General features: G+C 39.1%; 23 protein-coding genes. 15 read left to right on the top strand and 8 right to left on the bottom strand.

The window, feature by feature from the left end; translation table 11 throughout:
• Both ACSQ6I_RS28300 and ACSQ6I_RS28295 read right to left on the bottom strand, forming a co-directional pair.
• Nucleotides 1–851, bottom strand: an 851-nt coding sequence (locus ACSQ6I_RS28300) for a DUF3854 domain-containing protein (RefSeq protein WP_438893470.1), incomplete at its 3' end; no start/stop codon positions are given.
• Between the two features lie 1,100 nt (nucleotides 852–1,951).
• Nucleotides 1,952–2,191 (bottom strand): hypothetical protein, encoded by a 240-nt coding sequence (locus ACSQ6I_RS28295; protein ID WP_438893469.1) that lies wholly within the window; start codon nucleotides 2,189–2,191, stop codon nucleotides 1,952–1,954.
• A gap of 53 nt (nucleotides 2,192–2,244) precedes the next feature.
• On the opposite strand from ACSQ6I_RS28295, the gene ACSQ6I_RS28290 reads away from it, so the two are divergent.
• Complete coding sequence (locus ACSQ6I_RS28290) at nucleotides 2,245–2,439, top strand: hypothetical protein (protein ID WP_438893468.1); 195 nt, start codon at nucleotides 2,245–2,247, stop codon at nucleotides 2,437–2,439.
• On the opposite strand, the gene ACSQ6I_RS28285 is transcribed toward ACSQ6I_RS28290, so the two are convergent.
• From ACSQ6I_RS28285 to ACSQ6I_RS28270, 4 genes are all read right to left on the bottom strand, one after another.
• Nucleotides 2,430–2,684 (bottom strand): hypothetical protein, encoded by a 255-nt coding sequence (locus ACSQ6I_RS28285; protein ID WP_438893467.1) that lies wholly within the window; start codon nucleotides 2,682–2,684, stop codon nucleotides 2,430–2,432. The two genes, ACSQ6I_RS28290 and ACSQ6I_RS28285, sit on opposite strands and share 10 nt — an antisense overlap.
• A 32-nt stretch (nucleotides 2,685–2,716) precedes the next feature.
• Nucleotides 2,717–2,959 carry a hypothetical protein gene (locus ACSQ6I_RS28280; RefSeq protein WP_438893466.1) on the bottom strand — a complete coding sequence of 81 codons (243 nt, stop codon included), beginning with the start codon at nucleotides 2,957–2,959 and terminating at the stop codon, nucleotides 2,717–2,719.
• Nucleotides 2,952–3,146 (bottom strand): hypothetical protein, encoded by a 195-nt coding sequence (locus tag ACSQ6I_RS28275; RefSeq protein WP_039203721.1) that lies wholly within the window; start codon nucleotides 3,144–3,146, stop codon nucleotides 2,952–2,954. Before ACSQ6I_RS28275 ends, ACSQ6I_RS28280 begins: the two co-directional genes overlap by 8 nt.
• 62 nt (nucleotides 3,147–3,208) lie before the next feature.
• Nucleotides 3,209–3,373, bottom strand: coding sequence for a ribbon-helix-helix domain-containing protein (locus tag ACSQ6I_RS28270; RefSeq protein ID WP_438893465.1), 165 nt, complete (start codon nucleotides 3,371–3,373; stop codon nucleotides 3,209–3,211).
• Nucleotides 3,374–3,660: 287 nt separating this feature from the next.
• On the opposite strand from ACSQ6I_RS28270, the gene ACSQ6I_RS28265 reads away from it, so the two are divergent.
• The 6 genes from ACSQ6I_RS28265 to ACSQ6I_RS28240 all read left to right on the top strand — a co-directional run bounded on the left by ACSQ6I_RS28265 (nucleotide 3,661) and on the right by ACSQ6I_RS28240 (nucleotide 8,704).
• Nucleotides 3,661–4,146 carry a hypothetical protein gene (locus ACSQ6I_RS28265; RefSeq protein ID WP_438893464.1) on the top strand — a complete coding sequence of 162 codons (486 nt, stop codon included), beginning with the start codon at nucleotides 3,661–3,663 and terminating at the stop codon, nucleotides 4,144–4,146.
• A 3-nt stretch (nucleotides 4,147–4,149) separates the two neighbouring features.
• Nucleotides 4,150–4,986 carry a hypothetical protein gene (locus ACSQ6I_RS28260; RefSeq protein WP_438893463.1) on the top strand — a complete coding sequence of 279 codons (837 nt, stop codon included), beginning with the start codon at nucleotides 4,150–4,152 and terminating at the stop codon, nucleotides 4,984–4,986.
• A 168-nt stretch (nucleotides 4,987–5,154) separates the two neighbouring features.
• A complete protein-coding gene (locus ACSQ6I_RS28255; RefSeq protein WP_438893462.1) occupies nucleotides 5,155–5,829 on the top strand; it encodes a hypothetical protein in 675 nt (224 codons plus the stop codon).
• 77 nt (nucleotides 5,830–5,906) lie between these two features.
• Nucleotides 5,907–6,509: a hypothetical protein gene (locus tag ACSQ6I_RS28250; protein WP_438893461.1), complete on the top strand. Its 603-nt coding sequence runs from the start codon at nucleotides 5,907–5,909 to the stop codon at nucleotides 6,507–6,509.
• Nucleotides 6,510–6,832: 323 nt separating this feature from the next.
• Nucleotides 6,833–8,248, top strand: coding sequence for a hypothetical protein (locus ACSQ6I_RS28245; protein ID WP_438893460.1), 1,416 nt, complete (start codon nucleotides 6,833–6,835; stop codon nucleotides 8,246–8,248).
• A 102-nt stretch (nucleotides 8,249–8,350) separates the two neighbouring features.
• Nucleotides 8,351–8,704: a hypothetical protein gene (locus tag ACSQ6I_RS28240; RefSeq protein WP_438893459.1), complete on the top strand. Its 354-nt coding sequence runs from the start codon at nucleotides 8,351–8,353 to the stop codon at nucleotides 8,702–8,704.
• 104 nt (nucleotides 8,705–8,808) lie between these two features.
• Here ACSQ6I_RS28240 and ACSQ6I_RS28235 read toward each other — a convergent pair whose 3' ends face one another.
• A complete protein-coding gene (locus ACSQ6I_RS28235) occupies nucleotides 8,809–10,437 on the bottom strand; it encodes a DNA-directed RNA polymerase subunit alpha C-terminal domain-containing protein (RefSeq protein ID WP_438893458.1) in 1,629 nt (542 codons plus the stop codon).
• A gap of 246 nt (nucleotides 10,438–10,683) precedes the next feature.
• On the opposite strand from ACSQ6I_RS28235, the gene ACSQ6I_RS28230 reads away from it, so the two are divergent.
• The 8 genes from ACSQ6I_RS28230 to ACSQ6I_RS28195 all read left to right on the top strand — a co-directional run bounded on the left by ACSQ6I_RS28230 (nucleotide 10,684) and on the right by ACSQ6I_RS28195 (nucleotide 15,986).
• Nucleotides 10,684–10,836 (top strand): hypothetical protein, encoded by a 153-nt coding sequence (locus tag ACSQ6I_RS28230; RefSeq protein ID WP_438893457.1) that lies wholly within the window; start codon nucleotides 10,684–10,686, stop codon nucleotides 10,834–10,836.
• A gap of 66 nt (nucleotides 10,837–10,902) precedes the next feature.
• Entirely contained in the window at nucleotides 10,903–11,142 is a 240-nt protein-coding gene (locus ACSQ6I_RS28225; protein ID WP_438893456.1) for a hypothetical protein, read from the top strand.
• A gap of 121 nt (nucleotides 11,143–11,263) precedes the next feature.
• Entirely contained in the window at nucleotides 11,264–12,259 is a 996-nt protein-coding gene (locus ACSQ6I_RS28220; protein ID WP_438893455.1) for a tyrosine-type recombinase/integrase, read from the top strand.
• A gap of 224 nt (nucleotides 12,260–12,483) precedes the next feature.
• On the top strand, nucleotides 12,484–12,972 hold the full coding sequence (locus tag ACSQ6I_RS28215) for a hypothetical protein (protein WP_438893454.1): 489 nt from the start codon (nucleotides 12,484–12,486) through the stop codon (nucleotides 12,970–12,972).
• A 220-nt stretch (nucleotides 12,973–13,192) separates the two neighbouring features.
• Nucleotides 13,193–13,342, top strand: coding sequence for a hypothetical protein (locus ACSQ6I_RS28210; protein ID WP_438893453.1), 150 nt, complete (start codon nucleotides 13,193–13,195; stop codon nucleotides 13,340–13,342).
• A gap of 42 nt (nucleotides 13,343–13,384) precedes the next feature.
• A complete protein-coding gene (locus tag ACSQ6I_RS28205; RefSeq protein ID WP_438893452.1) occupies nucleotides 13,385–13,837 on the top strand; it encodes a restriction endonuclease in 453 nt (150 codons plus the stop codon).
• Nucleotides 13,838–14,237: 400 nt separating this feature from the next.
• Entirely contained in the window at nucleotides 14,238–15,359 is a 1,122-nt protein-coding gene (locus ACSQ6I_RS28200) for a GUN4 domain-containing protein (protein WP_438893451.1), read from the top strand.
• Nucleotides 15,360–15,746: 387 nt separating this feature from the next.
• Entirely contained in the window at nucleotides 15,747–15,986 is a 240-nt protein-coding gene (locus ACSQ6I_RS28195; RefSeq protein WP_438893450.1) for a hypothetical protein, read from the top strand.
• On the opposite strand, the gene ACSQ6I_RS28190 is transcribed toward ACSQ6I_RS28195, so the two are convergent.
• Nucleotides 15,973–18,040: DNA primase family protein (locus tag ACSQ6I_RS28190; RefSeq protein ID WP_438893449.1), on the bottom strand; the 2,068-nt coding region annotated here is incomplete at its 5' end. The genes ACSQ6I_RS28195 and ACSQ6I_RS28190 overlap by 14 nt on opposite strands.

Genomic DNA, 18,040 nt, shown 5'->3' with positions numbered 1-18,040 from the left:
TGGTAGCTGGCATCAAACGCACCACTACCAGAATTAACAATCAGATCATCTAAACCTTTACCATCTTCTGACTTCCACTTCATATCAGCCGAATAACATCCATAGTCCTCTAATAAAGATGCTAGACGGTTTTTAGCAGATGCTACAGCTTTTTTGGCTTTGGGTTTGGTATCACGGTCAAGACCAAATAACCATTTAGTACCTCTTTCTGCAAATGGTTCTAGGTCAGGGATTAAAACTGATTCATCTTTCTGATTATTCTCATCCAGTAGCCACTCTCTACCACAATTGCACCCATACAAGCCAAAGACTATGTAACCCAGGCTCAAAGCACTTAGAGTCTTTTTTCCCCCTTCTGTGAGGATACGAATGAGGTCTAGATTATCTCTCACCCATTCCCAGAAGCTACCCTCTAAAGGCACTTCTACTCCGTACCTTTGGGATATCTTCTTTCTGATTGATATAGGGATAAGGGGGAAAAATGCTCTATCACCGTTGCCTTTGGGTGCTAGATAGCGATAAGGTCTTTGTCTCTCCTCATCCCAGATGCTAACTACCGCTTGCCACAAGCTACCATCTTCATTTCTCAGGAATGCAGCGTAAATTGGATCTTTGCACTGATGCCCAAAACGGGTAAAATACCAGCCCAATTCATCATGTATAGGGGTTTCTGCATCCATTCCATCAGACCATTCAACGTCTTGATGGAACTCGGTGCAAGCATTAAACAATTCCTCATGAATCCCACTACCATTAATGAAATTATCTCGTACAAAGTCTTGGAAGTCTTGAAAACTAGCAAACTTGTTCTGTTTAGGAGTAGGATGTTGGATAATTAATTGGGCAACCATTACGCAACACCCCCTACTGTTCCTATGTTTCTGCCAGAAACTACTAAAATATTCAGGGATTGTGTTACACTTGTTGTGTCATGTAGTGTGATGACATTATTGAAACTGTGTCCTAGAATTAATCTAAGATGAAAAATTATATATTTCATTGTTCTTGAATTTAATATCCAGAAAACTACCGAAGTTTGGCGATAGAAGTAGTTTTCTGGGTGAACATTTGACAATCCCTAACCGTAACGATTAGGGATTATTTTTTTGGTTGCTGACATAATTCGATACCACATCACGTAAAAGTTGATATATGCTTGTTTGCTGGTTTTTAGCAATAGCAGCAAGCGTAGCAAAATCCGATGTACTGATACGAGTTTTTACCATTGTTGGGAAATTTATTGGTTTGTGGCTACTCATAGTCAAGAATCCAATTAATACTTTCAGTATAGGTGAAAATCTTGGAGAGTGTCCAGTTCATTTTTATATATTGAATTTATTTTTAAAATTCAACATATAAAAACACAGCTAAAGGCATGAAAACATTGTAAAACATCCCTAAAATATCCCATTTAATAGTGCTATTAGTAGCAAAAATGATTATTTAGCAAGGCTTTCAGAAAATCAAATGAAACCTATATCACCTTGGGGACAGATTAATTTCATTAGATAATTTTGCTAAAAATAGTCCACTGTAGCACAAAAGAATCTATTTAGAAAGATTAATTTCTTTACAGTTTGAACGTAGAAATAGTCAGTTTCTTTGACCCACTAAAACTATCATTTTACCCTGTAGTGATATTTTTTACCTATACCAAACCTCATCATTTAGTCGGACAAGCTTTAGCGGTTTAAAGGCTGTGACTAGGCTAAAACAATAGCCGCTTTTGATACAAGGATTTTTGTAGCTTTTAGGTGTTTACATGAAAAATATGATAGAAAATTTCAAGCTCGAATCGAACATAGCAGTAATCGCACCTCCCATTTTTTATTTTTAATCTGGTACAGATTTGTTATTCCCATAATGGATGGGTTAGGGAGGGAGCGATCGCGAATCGCTGCTGCAAGCAATTCGCTGAAGCTCTCCCGTCAGGGATACGCGGTCGCATTAACTAAACTACCGTCTTAACGGTAAAGCCTTTGCTACATTTTTGAATCAAAAACCATCTTTTTGACTCTTTATCTAATGCTGGCAAGATGCGGAAATTAAAAACATCTGCCCAATCCTCAATACCGTGGCTATTGGCAAACTCTACTTCTAGCTCTTTAAACCGTTCCCAATCACGGTCTGAAATAGCAGCAAACATGGGCATTACTGCACTTAGGGGGATTTGGGTTGCTGTTTCAGTCATAAGTAATATCCTCAAAAATACAAACTATTGGCAAAACACCCTCTTGAGTGTCAATGATTTCGATTAGTCGCCTACCTGTGTTTTTAGCAATTCGTTTGCAATATTCTTCAGATGCGGCTATAGACCAATCTCTTGTTTCCGTAATTGGGTCAAATTTACCCTTGGAACGTTTGATGTCATCTGTCATGTTTACTGTTTTAGGCGATACCTTCGGTCAGCGTAGCGATCGCAAGATTAATCAATTCTGACTACGCAAAAGCCGTAAAATCTCAGTAATACTCGCTTCCAGATTTCTGATATCTGCTTTTATTTGTCGAATATCACCTTTAACTTCTCTCATGTCAGAACCTAAACCAGTTGCTAGGGTCAAGGTTGTAGCTATGGCAACCTGAGAAGTTCCTATAGTTCCCGCTTGTATTTTTAGGTTGGAGACATCGTGGGTTAGGTCGTTCAGCCGTGTGTATATGTCATCAAATCGTGTATCGTTTGTCATAGTTTTGAGTGTTGCGTGTGAGATGCGCTAAATTAAGCCACAGTTTTGACTGACTTAATACCTGTACTACACCATTGAATCAATAACCATCGGTCAGAATCCTTATCTAATGCTGGTTTGAGTCGAAAATTAAAAACGTCTTCCCATACATCTACTCCATATTGGCTAACAAAATCAGCTTCTAGATTTTTGAATTGTTGCCAATTGCGATCGCTAATAGCGGTCAGCATAGGAACAATAGTAGTGATAGGAACTTGAGTAGCTGTTTCACTCATCTGGGTAATCCTCAAAAATACAAATAATTGGTAAATCTCCAGTTTCAGTGTCGATAATTTCGACTAATCGCTTACCTTTCCCTCTAGCAAGTTTTTTGCAGCGCCCCTCAGTTGTAGCTGCGCCCCAATCTCTAGTTTCTGCTAGATAGTCAAATTTCCCCTTGGAACGTTTGATGTCATCTGCCATGCTGATTTTACTTAGGTTCTTTATTCAGTTTTCAAGGTTCAGAGTTTGGAATAGAGAACGCTCTAACTTGCTTTTAGATTTTGCTTCCGTTCCGTTACTGCGGTTTCTGACAAAGTTTCTACAAGATTTGATAGCGTTCTATTTTCGCTATCAGCCCATTGCTGTAAATCGTTTTTTAACTCTGAACTGCAAGTAAATGTGATTTTGACTTTTTTATTAGTTCCCATAGTGTCTAACGTCGTCTGCTAATTACAGTAAACATCAGATTTAAGCTTAGTGGGTAAAATATTTAGTCTCAATCATCTATCATCAGAACTTAGTTGCACTTGTCGGAACTTGACTGCTATACTAGCACTATAAGCCAAGTGAATGCAACTTTGCTACATCCTTGTAAATCCTGCGGGTTAAGGGTAGTGAACAATTTACTAAGCTTGTCAAGTCTATTTAATACTGCATTTTTACCCTAGTGCATCAGTCAGCACGATAAATAAAACCGTGAAACCCTTGTAAATCAATGCGTGACACAGCTTTGCACTGGAAAAATGCAGAAATTTATGTTTGCATTCATACCCCTATGGAACAACCACGAATCATCTATGAAGCTATCAATGGCAGATGTTCCGATAGTCATTGGAGCAAAATAAAAAAACTCGCTGCTACTGCTGACATCCCATTAGACAGAGAAGGGTTAAAGGTAATTGTGAACCTACGGAAAATTAACCCGCGCTACTTTAACCTTTACCCACAAATTAAGAACCAATTAACCGAGTATGGACAATCAATAACTGGAGAATTGGGAACAGGTGCAACTGGAGAAAAGTTAATTAAGGTTATTACCAATAGTTTGGGTATTTCTCCAGATGTAACAACTATCTACAGGTGGTTTTATCGTTCCGGTACTAACTTCAAAAAGTCGCAATGGTACGACCGGAAAACCGCAATGATGATACTGACTAACGCCTTAATTTTCAAAGCTAAAAAGTACAGAATAGGAGCATAACCGATGCTAACCACAATCGCTAAACGCATTCAATCACGACTAACTCGACAAGGTGTAAAAGTTGTACTGGGAGAAATAAAGGAACAGTGCGATCGCTTAATTCCTGATATTGATAACCCAACGGATCAAGAGGTTCTCTCTGTAGTTGATCACTTCCTATCTACTGCCACCAAATTAACCGTAGTTAATGAAGATATCGCCACAGAAGAATTAACAGAAGTAGAGGAAACATCCATCTGTGTAGGTGGTGAACTTGGAAACATTGCAACATCTACACAGACAGACTTGGAAACATTAGAAACAGAACAAGAAACCACAGAAGTAGACAACGGTATACAACTTGTAAACAGTAATCTAGATACCAATCTAGATGATATAGATAGTCAATATTTACACCCAACTACAGCTGCTCCGACTACTGAAGACGTGGGAGCGATTGCACCTATCGTAGATATCGCACCCCTAGCAACTGCTACCAACTCAGAATTAGTCAGCAGCACTGCTCACAGTTTGGGTATTACTTTAAACACTGCTGAAATTGAATTGATAGCGGAAAACATCAATACATCCAGTGATGATCTAACAGATAGTTTGGATGAAATCAAAGGGGCAATCATAGCTTTTGTACGTCACAGAATAGCTACCAACTCCCAAAAGATTGGGGAAGCTTTGGAGGAAATTAGTCAAGTAGCTGCTGATGGTTTTAATCAGAACTCGGAACAGTTAAGCACGGGGTTACAGGGTATTAATTCCCAATTACAGCAGCAATCTACCGACTTTAAAAGCAAAGTCCGGTCAACGCTCAAAGCCTTTGCAATACCAGCTATCAAAGCCGGATAACAGCTTAAAGATTAGTTTCAATCCTGTTACTGTTGCCTCTACCCTACTGCTAATAATTACCCTGGTATCCGGTTTAGTTTTATTCGATTCAATACGGTTTAACACCAGGGTAGTTAAACCAAGTCATAGATATTTTATTGACCCTAACTCCTACCTGGATGTAACACGATGAACCAACCAACCAAGTTACAAAAACCAACCAAACTCAAGAATCACGTAACCAAAAAAGGTAAACGCTTAGGTCAAGCCTTAAAAACTAAATTTGGAGTCAGTTTAGATGATTTTGAAAAGATAATGAGTGGTGATATTACCACTGCTCAAAAGGTTGGAGAGTTAGCCCGTCAAGGAAGATTTAACAGCGAATTTGCCCCTAAATTTGCACAGGCTTATGTAGAAATAATGCAGGGGACTGAAGCATATAACCAAGCCATTGCTGACATCTTAACCCAAGCTGGTAAAAGTGGGATAGCTATTGATAAAGCAGTTGGTAAAACCACCCTAGCTAACACTAAATATGGTCACGAACGCAAAGAACTAGCTCAACAATTCCTGTTTGATAAAAATGCTGAAAATGTCCGGCATGAATATCAATTAAATTACGGACAAATGAAAGGCTATGTTGACGCTCACTTCACAGCAGTAGACCAACAAACAGCTTTATTAGAGCAATCAAATAGACCGGAAGTTAAACAGTTGACTGCTGATGAACAACGCCAAACTAAGCTAATGAATGAAGCTTTGAGTAGTGGTGATAATGCCAGATACGACTTGATACCTGCAAAGCGTTATAACGGCGGTTTTAAAGCCAAGTTATTAGAACTGAAAGCAGCACTCGGCTTTTAAACCGTAGTTAATTAATATCCCCCATCAATTAGCAGTTGATAGGGGATAACCCACAGGTCGAAATATTACTTACTCCTATGTTAGCACCTCATCAACCACCGGATCTAGATGCAATTCTAGATACTGAAGAATCTACAGGAATTAATCAAGAAACCGCGAGATATTTAAACCATATTGAAACTAAGCTTTATGCTGATATTCAAACCAGAAAGCGTATTGATAGCGGTTTATTGTTTCTAGCGTGTCAATTTAGTTCCTGTTCTCTCAGTTGGTTGCTATTTAACCTACAGGTCACACTAAGCATTATTCAAGTTGCATCAGCAGTAGTTAGCTTATTACCTGGATTAGTGGATGTGGGAGATAGCTTCAACTTCTCCTTATCTAGCGAACGTTGGGAATTTAGCTTAGGACAGAAACCATTAATAGGTATTGTCAAATTAACCATAGGTGCGGCTGTTTCCTTCAGTGGTACATCTAAAATTACTGCTGAAGTCGTTAGCACCCAAACAGCGATCGCACAAACTTACCAAGAATTTAGATCATCTGAGGGTTTATCGTGGCAACTTCCAAATATGGGTTTTAGTTTATTGATTGGGTTGAGTGCTATCGCACTGCTAGGACTATTTAAAAAAGTTTCTAATACTACTACCAATAACGGGAATCAAGAAAATGAGGATTAGAGGTAATTGGGGATGTTTGCAGATATTCCTATCCGGTCTAGTAAGTGCGATTGCTATAAATTATCTGCTTAAAGGTTTTGTTGACATTATTCTAAACATTAATTCGTTACTAACTTGGTTACAAAATTCAGGAGTAGGTGAATACATTTATAGGTTTTTTGGAGGTCGTTAAAGAGCATGAATGAAAATGAATTAGACGCTATTCCAAAGGAGCATTTTAGATTTATTTTGAAGGGTAAAAGAGTAGTGATGGTCTTTACAGATGATGGGGTAAAAGGTGGATCATTTTGGGACATAACATACATTATCAGAGGTAGGTAACAATGCAAGAAATAACACAATTTAACACCCAACTAACTAAACAAAGACGGTCTAGCACAATCTTAGTAGGTGTTTTATTAACCTGTGGTTTTAGTGCTGCTGTACCCATGTTTAATGATTCTATCAAACATACAGAAACATTATTCTGTAACACTAAAACCGAGTGTAGAGGCAGCAGTATCAAGCGTGGTATCAGCTACCTGATTGACCGTGAACGACGTAACCAGTTATTTGATAATAATATCCAGGTAGTCAAGATACTGCCACCGGAAGATGATAAAGCAGTTTACTTTGGTGCTGCTGCTAGTTTGTTTCTCTTGACCGCTTATGGTATCTCAAAGGCACTGACAGACAACCAAGAGAAAGCTATTCATAGTCAATTCAAATTACTTAAAATTAAGGCACTGGAGAACGATTTATTAGAGTCCACACACATAGATTTATTTGGGTTCAGTAAGTCAAACCAAGCCGAAATTACCAAACAAGCTATAGCACGTCACACATCCGAAACTATACAGGCTATGAAGTCAGAAGGTGAAGTACAACTAGACCATCTAAACGGACAATTACAAGGCACTTTATCTATAAAATCACACCAGTTACAGGTTAGTGAATTAGACAAAGAAACCGCTAAAAACGAATTAGAAACAGCCGAAATAAAACGCAAACTGGACAAACTAAATAAACCCGTCCAGGATGCTAAAACACCTACTGCTGATGAACAGGTTAAACAGTCCTTAATCGACGCTCTAAAAGGTCATGAAGACGGTTATCTGTGGAAGATAATTAGTAGCTTGAAACCTCTATGGCTGATAGGTAATCAAGGTAGTGGTAAGACATATACAGCCGGAGCGATCGCACTCATCAGAAAATATTGCTTAGACGCTGATATCTATTATTTAATAGACCGCCACGCCACCGGAATTAATGCCAAAGTTTGGAAGTTTCTACAAAGTCAGAATATAGCAGAAAATGAACAGGATACTATGACTGCTTTCCAAAATTTAGCACAGTATTGGATGGATAGGATAAAGCAGAATCCCAGCAATAAGACCCAGACAATTATAGACGAATTTACCCATCAAAGAATGTTGATAGGTGAATTAGCTGATACTGTTTTTAAGTTATCACTCAGTGACACCAGAAAAGCCAAAAATATGTTATTGGGAATAACCCACAATGACACTAACGAATCATTTGCACCAGGAACAGAAGCCACTCGTAAAGCCGGAATGATTCTACTACAAAAATTCAGTGCTGACGGTGATACACCACTGCCTAGAGTAGTTGTCAGGTATGGGTTAGTTGATGCACAAGGGAACGAATTAAAAGACGTTGAACACACTTTACCATCGTGGGTACATCCTGAAAAAATACATCAACACTTTAACGGTAAACCGATTGATTTTGACTCCTAACTTATCAGCTACCAGAGTTTAAACCTAGCGTGATGCTGACAATCAAACTGTCCTGTTAGCACTGGCAATATCGCCAATTTCCCCACTACCCAAATAAACATTATGAAGGATATCAAAACCGATAACCCCTCAGCTTTGCCATGCTGGTTTGACGCTAAAAATACCTATGTTACTACTGCTCTAATAGCAGATGGGTTTGATTATGTTGGATTATTGGAAGATGTAGCCACACCAGACTATTTAGAGGTGGTAATGGGTAATTGGTCATTAGGTTCTATCTGTTCAGTTAATGAATTAGTTGCAATTTGTGACGGTGCTGTATTCAGCCTTGATTGTGTGGGAGAAGCTGACCATGAATTGAGATGGAGTAACACCAAAAAGCTTATCAGACAGAAGTTAAGAACCTATAAGCCATCACCAGCTAACCACACACAATTAAGCCTATTCGTAGCGTAGCCAATCGCCTCCACACCCCAGGCGATTGCACTCCTAGCACTCCCCAAACAATAACCACCTACCCAAAGAGGATTAGGTGGTTTTTTGATTTAAAGTTGCGATCGCTATTTCAATCCGATAATTTCATATCCGTCAGTTTCACTACCTGATAATACAAAACCCGCACCCCTTAGCACTGCGGTCGTCTTTCTAATTGTGCTTCCTTTGCTGCTAATTTCTTTATTAATCAAAGATTCTAATTCCCCTCTGTTGTTGGTTAAATTTTCTTTGCAGATAGCTAAAAATTGAGAGGTTAAAACGTGGTGAGTGTGGGGGAGTAAGCCCAACAAAATTAATATTTGTTCCTGCTTTTCAGATATTTCTATCCTTGATCCATCATGTAAATTAATTTTTGGTTTTTGGCGATCGCTATTTTCTCCATCTTCCCCCGGTGTTGATTGGGGAAAATCTAGACCTAATCGTATTTTTAGCTGCTCTTTGACCTGATTTAATGCCTTTTGCCCAAAGTTCCATGCTTGTAGCAGTTCGTCTTCAGAATAGTTAAATAAATCCCCTATTGAATTGATTTGTTGCCTTTTCAGAATGTTGTAAACGCTAGTAGTGAGATGAAGTTCCTCTAGAGGAATATTTTGGTAAGTGCGATCGCATTCTCCCCCATCTCCCCCGGCGGTTAAATTCTCCCCTGCCTCCTGACTCCTGCCTTCTGCCTCTACTGGTTGGGTATTGGTTATTGGTGATTGGGGACTAGGAACAGATGCTTTTAGTTCTTGCAGTTCCCTATCTTTCTTAGCTAACTCATTAGTTAACTCAGTCAGTTTACTATTTAGGTTAGCTATATTATTGGTTAACTCTTGCAGTTGACCATCTTTATTAGCTAACTCACTGGTTAACTCATTTAGATAACTGGACAAGCTGATGATATCCTCACCTTTTCTGAGATCAAAATCCATCCCATGAGAAAAACCCCCTGATGGACTGGGGACTTTCCGGTTAGCCTCGATAAAATTGATGAACTTTTTGACCTCCAATTTGTAGTTATCCACTTCGCTAGACGGCAATTTTTCCTTATGGCGTAAAGCATCCATATAAAAATCGCCAAACTGCTTTATGTACTCCAGGGAATAGGGAAAATTATCTTCCCTATGCTGTAAATTTTTTGACAAGCTATCAACCTTGATCTGTTCGCTAGATAACTCTTTAGTTAACTCTTTAGTTAACCGTTCTAACTCCCCAATTCGTGCCTCTAATTCCTCACTGGGTAAGTATTCTGGCTTTTTTGCAGTTGCATCTTCTCCCCTGCTCTCAAGGTTATCTAAACGGTTAGTTAACTCTTGTATTTGGTTAACTAATTCCTGTAGAGTAGGGGTGTTTATGGTGTGGGTAGACTGGTTATCTATATCGGTTGTATGTTGTTTTGATTTTGGGGGAACTGTGATAGTTTTTGCAACTTCACAAAGCCTATCATGTGTAACCTGTTCAGATTTACCAATAAATTTTTTATGTAACCTACCATTTACCTTTTTTACTGCATACCAATAATGGGTATCCTGTGCTTTGTTATACTCTTTCCTGGCACGGTAGGAATTGTCATCAGCATTAAACCTAAATGAGTTATTCTCCCCATCTGCTAACCAGCTAAACCATTTAGGGGTATCAAGTTGAATAGGATTACCGGGGGAAGTTTCAAAGGTTTTATCATTATCCAATACTACATAATCAAAGTCTTTGGGCATAATTCACAGTTGCCTAACTCAGTTATATATTTACTATATCCTACTGGTTGTATAACTGGTATATTCAACCTATAAAAGTTATCTATAAAAGTAGTGTAAGTTGCGTAATAAATTCTATAGTTAACCTATTGACGGTAGTGTAAGAGGTTAGCTATAGTGGTTACATAAAACAAAAGGCAACCGCCCCGACTACCAATCAAGTGCGATCGCCTTTTGCCTCACCCCTCTTACAAAGGATGACTTCTTATGAATAGCGTACCACAGACAAAAACTTTAACCTACGTTGACGGACAGCTTGATGCACTCCAAAGACTTGCACCCCTGACAACAGAATTAGACAGCGATTACTTTAGAGGGTATCGAGACACAGTGATCAAATACGGTGTGACTCCTTTCTAGTCTCCAGTTCCCCCACCGTCGGGGGACTTCACAACACCACAAACCACTAGATAAGGACTTGCACCAATGACACACACCGAACGCAACCAGATAAAACAACTGCTCAAGGATACATTCTGGCAATTCTCCAGTGAGCAATTAGAAACCATCACGCCTAAACTGGTGAGATATTGGGCATCACGGAATTTACACCCTGACATAGTAGAGGCCACTGCTATCAACTTACCCGGTCGTGATTTTTGGGTGAGAGTTGAAAAACTTTGTTATCTCATGAAGCATTTACACTACTGGTTAACGCTCGATTAAGCAGATTATCCCCCACACCACGCTACAAATAATTCAATGTAGTAGATTAACCCTCTGTACATCTAAGAGGGTTTAATTAAAAGTAAGAGTTCTCGAAAATAACCATTATAGATACCGCAAAATGGAAACTGATATACTATCTATAGAAGTCTTAAATGCTTCTCTTGATGCCCAAGTGGGTACAAGCTTTTCTCACACTCTTAACACTGACCCAGACGTGCTATCTCAGTTACTCGCTGATAAACGTTCCGTTAATACCCAAAAAGCCTATGAGAAAGATATCAATGATTTCTTTAAGGTGATGACGGGTAAACTTCCTACTCCAGATGTGGTTTTAGAGTTCCTACACCTAGAACAAGGTCAGGCTATGGCTGTGGTTTTGAAGTACAAGGCACACTTGATCCGCAAGGGTCTAAAGGAGGCCACTGTTAACCGTCGTATTGCTGCTATCAAAAGTTTGGTGGTGACTGGCCGTAAGTTGGGGGTTTGTCACTACAGTTTGCAGGATGTTCAATCGGAACGGGTGCAAAAATACCGCGATACTTCTGGGATTGACAAGGGGACGTTTGAGTTAATTTTGAATCAGTGTGATTTGAACACCCCCAAGGGTAAACGTGATTACGCTATTCTGCGTCTGCTTTGGGGTAATGCTCTTAGACGTAATGAGGTGTGTCAGTTAAATGTGGGGGATTTTGACCCGGAAACTAAGACTCTCAGGATTTTGGGGAAGGGACGGGGGACGCAATCAGAAGTTATTGATTTGGGTGGGGGGACTGTAGCAGCTATTTCTCAGTGGTTAGAAACTAGACCAGGGGTGAAGGATAATTCAGCTTTGTTTGTGTCTGTGGATTTTGCTAATGCTGGGGGTCGTCTGACTGGGGATGGACTGAGAAAAATGTTGGTGAAGTTGTCTGAACGGGCTGGGATTAAAAAGCAAATGTCACCCCACAGGGTCAGACATAGTGCTATTACTGCGGCGTTAGATGCTACTGATGGCAATGTTAGGAAGGTACAAAAACTCAGTCGTCACCGTAAGCTTGATACCCTAATGATTTATGACGATAACCGTCACAAAGACCAAGAGGAAATTACTAACTTGCTTGATGGTATGTTTTAATTCTAAAGTTTGGGAATTTTTGACGGCTTTTATTGGAGAAAGCCAAATAAGGAAAAAGAAAAAGAGCATAGATAAGAATTAACTAAATCCAGATTTTGTTTTTGGTCGGGTTTCCTGTTGGGAAAATTTCAGTTAAGTCTGATGTTCGATCCGAACATAGGGTAAATTCTCGGTTCTACTGCCAGTATTTTTTGTGCAAAAATGGAATAAAACAGGGTAAAACCATGCTTAAATATCTACCAGCTTTGTTTATCGTCGCATCCCAAATACCTGCTCCATCTATAGCTAATTCCACCTGCTCTAACTATTGGACAAATCCCAAAACAGGACAAGAAGAATGTTTGGATTTAAAAAATGGATTACCGACGACTCCAGCACCTACTTCTGATGTTGAGGTACAACCACCAGATACACCAAAAGGTTATAAATTTCTGGCACAGAATGAATTAGGCGATCGCTTTTTCATTAAAGCAAGAAACCCTTGGAAAGCTGGTAGTCGCACATACAGTGGTGCAACAGTCCGAACTCGCGCCAGATTTAAAAAAGAAAATTGGACTAGATACTCTATTTGGTGCGATCGCAGAATACTGACTATTAACAGTGATAGTGACATCCCAATAGCAAGTACCCGTAACCCTGCCAGTTTGTATGCAGGTTCAGAGGGTTCAATTGGTTATGAGATTTGGAAAGCTGCTTGCGTTAGGGAAAAATAGATAAAATACTCAAATTAATATGGCACTTACACCTGAGTTTTTAGCACTGCATCATATTTTCCCGATTTTTGCTGATTATTCATAATTAAACGATTTATTTTTCTCAATACCCGGTCCGTTCCAAGGAACTGAAACATTTATTAAACTTCCTGGAAGTGGTCTTTCAGGAAGCTCCATTTTTGTGGTTTTCTGAGGTTTTTGAGTACATCAAGAAAATTTGATGTTTAATAACAAACACCCTTCTACAAATACCATTACACAAATAGCTTGGGGTAAAGACAAGATTACCGCCAAATATCGACAGGTGGAAAAATACTATCAGATTGTTGGCGACTTTTGGCGAGTTTGCAAATGTTTTATTAATGGCTGATTTGGGAATAATATTTAAAGCATATATATAGAGCAAGTAAGAATGATACCTATCATTTTGGGTGCTGCTGCTTTAGCTGGTGCAGTAGTTTATGGAATCAGTGAAGCAAAAAAAGAAGAAGAGCGTATACTCGCCAGTGGAATTAATGACGTAGATAATATGAAGGGAGTAGAATTTGAAAAATTTTTAGAATTAATTTTCAAAAAAACAGGCTATGAAGTTACTTTGACAAAATCTACTCAGGACTATGGTGCTGACTTAATTTTAAACAAGGGAGGTGTAAAAACAGTGGTTCAAGCAAAACGCTCTAAAAACCCTGTGAGTGTAAAAGCGGTGCAAGAAGTAACAAGCGCAGTTAGACATTATAAAGCTAATAAAGCAATAGTAATTACTAATAATAGGTTTACGGAAAATGCACGTATTCTTGCAAATTCTAATGATGTAGAGTTATGGGACAGAAAAAAACTAATAGATTTAATACTGTCTTCTAAATAATTAGAGATATTCTTAAGCAACATTTATGCGTAGTCGCACCTTTTTAGTTGCTTCACATAAACAATTTAATTCTCTGATAACTCTTACGAATCCCAATACTGCAAAGCATCTGCCTTGCAATCTAACCAGACTTCATCAGCAAGCCCGTATAGTATGCTTCTAACCCATACTTTGAGCGTGTTTCAGGTCAATGTCGTCAAACGACAAGGAGACAGCTTCGCTATATCTACCAGAGGTAGTTGGGGTAAAGACAAGATACACGCAAAATTTATCACGATGCAAAGTTCTGTAAAGTACCCTTTCAGGAATCTTGTCAAGCGGGTCTTTTAGTGTCGTATAAAGTTTTAAAATTTAATTCTTACGGTAAAGTTTTAGTAACAAAACATTTTAATATCTTCAAATGTCTAAAATACCATTTACTCCCAAACCCGAATATACAAAATTGCGTGACTTACTAGCAGCTAAAGATTGGAATAAAGCTGATGATGAAACTGCAATACTCATGCTCAAGGCAATTGGAAAAAATAGAGATAGCATTCTATTAAAGGAAGATTTTGATAAATTTCCATACGACGACCTAAGAACGATTGATAAACTTTGGATGTATTACAGTGAAAATCGTTTTGGATACAGCATACAAACTAGATTATGGTCAACAATTAAACTTACACATCAAGATAAAGAAGGTTTTAAAAATTTTTTTGTTTTAGCCAACTTGGTTGGATGGTTTGATGGACAAGAATTTCTTAATCATAAAAGTTTAAAATTTAATTTAGATAAAGTTTCATTAGATGAAATACCCAAAGGACATTTTCCTCGTTGGGGATTAGGTGTTAGGGGATATCTTTTCGATTTAATTTTGGTACTGGGTTGGAGGGGTCTTGAGGTACTAAATGGAAGATGCTCTATATTGGGTCTTCCTGATTCTGTATCAATTATAAACATTTTGGTCAAGAATCATAGTGATTCACTTGATATTATTATTTCTTTCTTTAGTCTTATGCAATCTTGTCTTCTTGATACAGTTGATAATGATCATGCAATAAATATCAATCAACTCGATGAAGAAGTAAAGCTTTTAGATGATGAGAATTACTACACTCCTGAAAGCCGTGAAATAGCTCAGGAGCGAATTATAAAATCTATCGCTCAAAGGAAAGGACAACCTCAGTTTCGTGCAGGTTTACTAGAAGCTTATAATTATCGTTGTGCTATTACAGGATGTAATGCACAAGAAGCTTTAGAAGCTGCCCATATTATACCCTATTGCGAAACTGAAGATAATGATATTTCAAACGGGTTACTTCTTAGAGCAGACATACATACACTTTTTGATCTAAATTTGATAGCAATTGAGCCTGAGACTTATAAAATATGTCTTGCTCCTAGTTTGCAGGATAGCAGTTATTACAATGACATAAAAGATAAATCTTTAGAATTACCCAACCCTAAATATTCACCCAATAAAGATGCACTTGAATGGAGATGGAAATACTTTGAGAGTAAATCCGAAATAGGGTAGCCACTGAGATAGCAACAACAAGAAACGCTCAAATCAACATTTTTGTTTGGGCTGGACTCCTTGTTGAGAAAATTCAGTTTTTTTTTGATGTTCGACTCGAATATGGAAAGCGAACTGCTTGCAGCAGTGCTTCGCTATATCTACCCCACAATGTACCCCCAGTAGGGGTACAGCCACAAATAAACACAATTTTTGTGCTACCGAATGTCTGTAATTAATGCGATTTACTGCCCCGGAAAATAAAAGCGTAGTAAGTACACTTTTATTTTTACCCACTAAGTCGAGTTACCCTAAAGGCGGTAATTTGGTGCAGTTCTGCACAGATGTGGTGCAATTTCAGCACAATCTGATTGCACTATTTTATTGCTGGTTGGGAAGTTAGCTATCTTGCTTGGTGCAGAATTTGGGGAATTTGTGTGCCAAGTAGTGCTAAAGTCGCTCAATTTATTGAGTTTACGGGTTGATGTGATTGGCAGTGCCGAAGGCGATCGCACCATGTCCATGTCGCCAGCCAACTATTTTCGCTTACTCACTCCATGTTCGAGTCGAACATGGAAAGTGAACTGCTTGCAGCAGTGCTTCGCTATCGCACATTGGCATCAACCGGAAAATGTTACCTCCAAATAGCTTTTATGTCATCTGAAAAATGATCTGACTTCAGTACCCATTGTTTAATCACCATTTTCGCCTTCAGTCCGTATTCTATGTCAATGCTATCAAACACCTCTTGATGTGTCTGAATGTCAGCATTCAATAAATCCCTTTTGCATTGTTCTATACGTTCATTTTCCTCCTGTTCCTCCTGTTGCCTTTGTTTGGCTAACTCCGACCCTTGTATTTTTTTAACGTTCTGAGGTTGCCCACCTACTTGATGTTTGGGAGCTATGGGGGCTATGGGAGCGATCGCCTCACCTTTACCACCAACAGAATTAATTTCACTCGCAATTAATTTTGGAAGTGACGGATGAGGTGACGAGTGAAGTGACGGCTGGAAACCCTCACCAGATGGGACTTGTGGCGATAGTGACGGTTTAAGAGGTAGTTCGTTGCTGGAAATATTATTGATTTCTTCATTTATGTTTGTTTCTGGGGTGGGGTAGGGGGTAGCCTGTGAGGTTATATCTAGTTGATTATTTTGTTTTGGATTATCCATCAGACTCAGACTTGACCCGTCACTTCCGCCACAATCCTTATTTTGTAAGGATTCTGACCCGTCACTTGACCCGTCACTTGACCCGTCACTTTTTATTTTTTGTTCTAACCATACTTCGTGGGTAGGAACATGGTCATCTTGACCCGGCACTCTCAGCCTAATACCAGAGATAAACTTTCCTGTATTTGTAGCCTTATGCTTGACCTTCCAACCCAGTACAGAGTTGCACAGTTCTACCAAGTCAGGCGAGAAGGTTTTGGTTGATTTGGATTGGTTGCCAGTATCCCTACAGTGTTTTGAGTAACTGCCGAATAAAGTTCTAATCGGTGTTCCGTCGCTACCTTCGTTCCTATCGCATCCTACAGGAGTTAAAGCAGTGGGGTCATAAATTAATTTGTCGTTTAACCAATCGGCTAAACTGTCAACCCGCATCCTGTTAGCCCAAAATTCTAAGGTGCATTCTGGTATCTCAGCCTCACCCCTGAGAACACAGGTAACGTGGTCATCTGGGATTGATAAAACGTAGTTGGTAAACGCTGCCAACTCTGGTAAGAACAATTCATCTAGATTTTTCCGTTGAGCAGGAAGGACAGGATTGTTACAAGGAACTGTGATTACCCGCCGCTTAACTCTACTCGCACTCTCACCAGCAAAAACAGGTAAATTAGAACAGACTAACACCATACCGTCATAGGGATAGCTGAAAGCCTTGCGACCTTTTTCTTCTGCTCTAATACGGTCTTCACCAGTGAGAGAGAGGAATTTTCCAAGCTTCCCGGTGGCCTTATCCTCATCTGGGAATAGCACCAACCGCTTACGATAAGCGTTAGCACCCTCAAAGTTATTACCACACCAATCCTCTAAAGTGGTGATGTGTACGTTACCCTCACCTATCAAGCTAACTATTAAGCGTGAGAATGTACCCTTACCAGTTCCACCCAAGCCAATCAGGTGTAAAAACTTCTGGAGGTCAGAACGACCTTTGAGTACAGCGTTACAGTAGCACAACAATAAATCCTTGATTTGGTCATTGCCACTGGAGAGATGATCTAAAAATTCGTTGATGTTGTCCCAGTTGGTAGCAGTGGGGTCATGCTTTCTTGGTAGCTGCCAAGTTAAGCGGTAGCCAGGAGAATGAGGTAAAAGCTTCCCTGTTTTGATTTCCAGTACCCCATTTTGGAATGGTAATAGGTGTTTGGGTGACTTCTCTACCCATTTGCGTTCTATGAGTTGCGATCGCAAAATCTTGACTATGTTGGTGATGTAGGAGTAGGTATTGTACCCTTCAATATTTTTAGAATCCAGAATTTTATAAATACAAGATTCTATAAACTCCTGAGTCTCTACGGACCACACACCCGGATAATCTGCTTCATACCTCATCCATTGTGAGGTTTCATTGTTAAAGCAAAGTTTATCGCGGTATTCCTCAGCGATAATCTTGGACATAACATCAGCAGGGGGAATCGTTCTTTTTTCCTTCTTCTCCCCCTTACCAATCAGCTTGTTTAATCGGTTAACTGCGTCT

The organism is Anabaena sp. WFMT, assembly GCF_051781005.1.
GTDB lineage: Bacteria > Cyanobacteriota > Cyanobacteriia > Cyanobacteriales > Nostocaceae > Anabaena.
The sequence above is the reverse complement of the archived record's forward strand: the minus strand, read 5'-3'. Positions and strand labels throughout refer to the sequence as shown.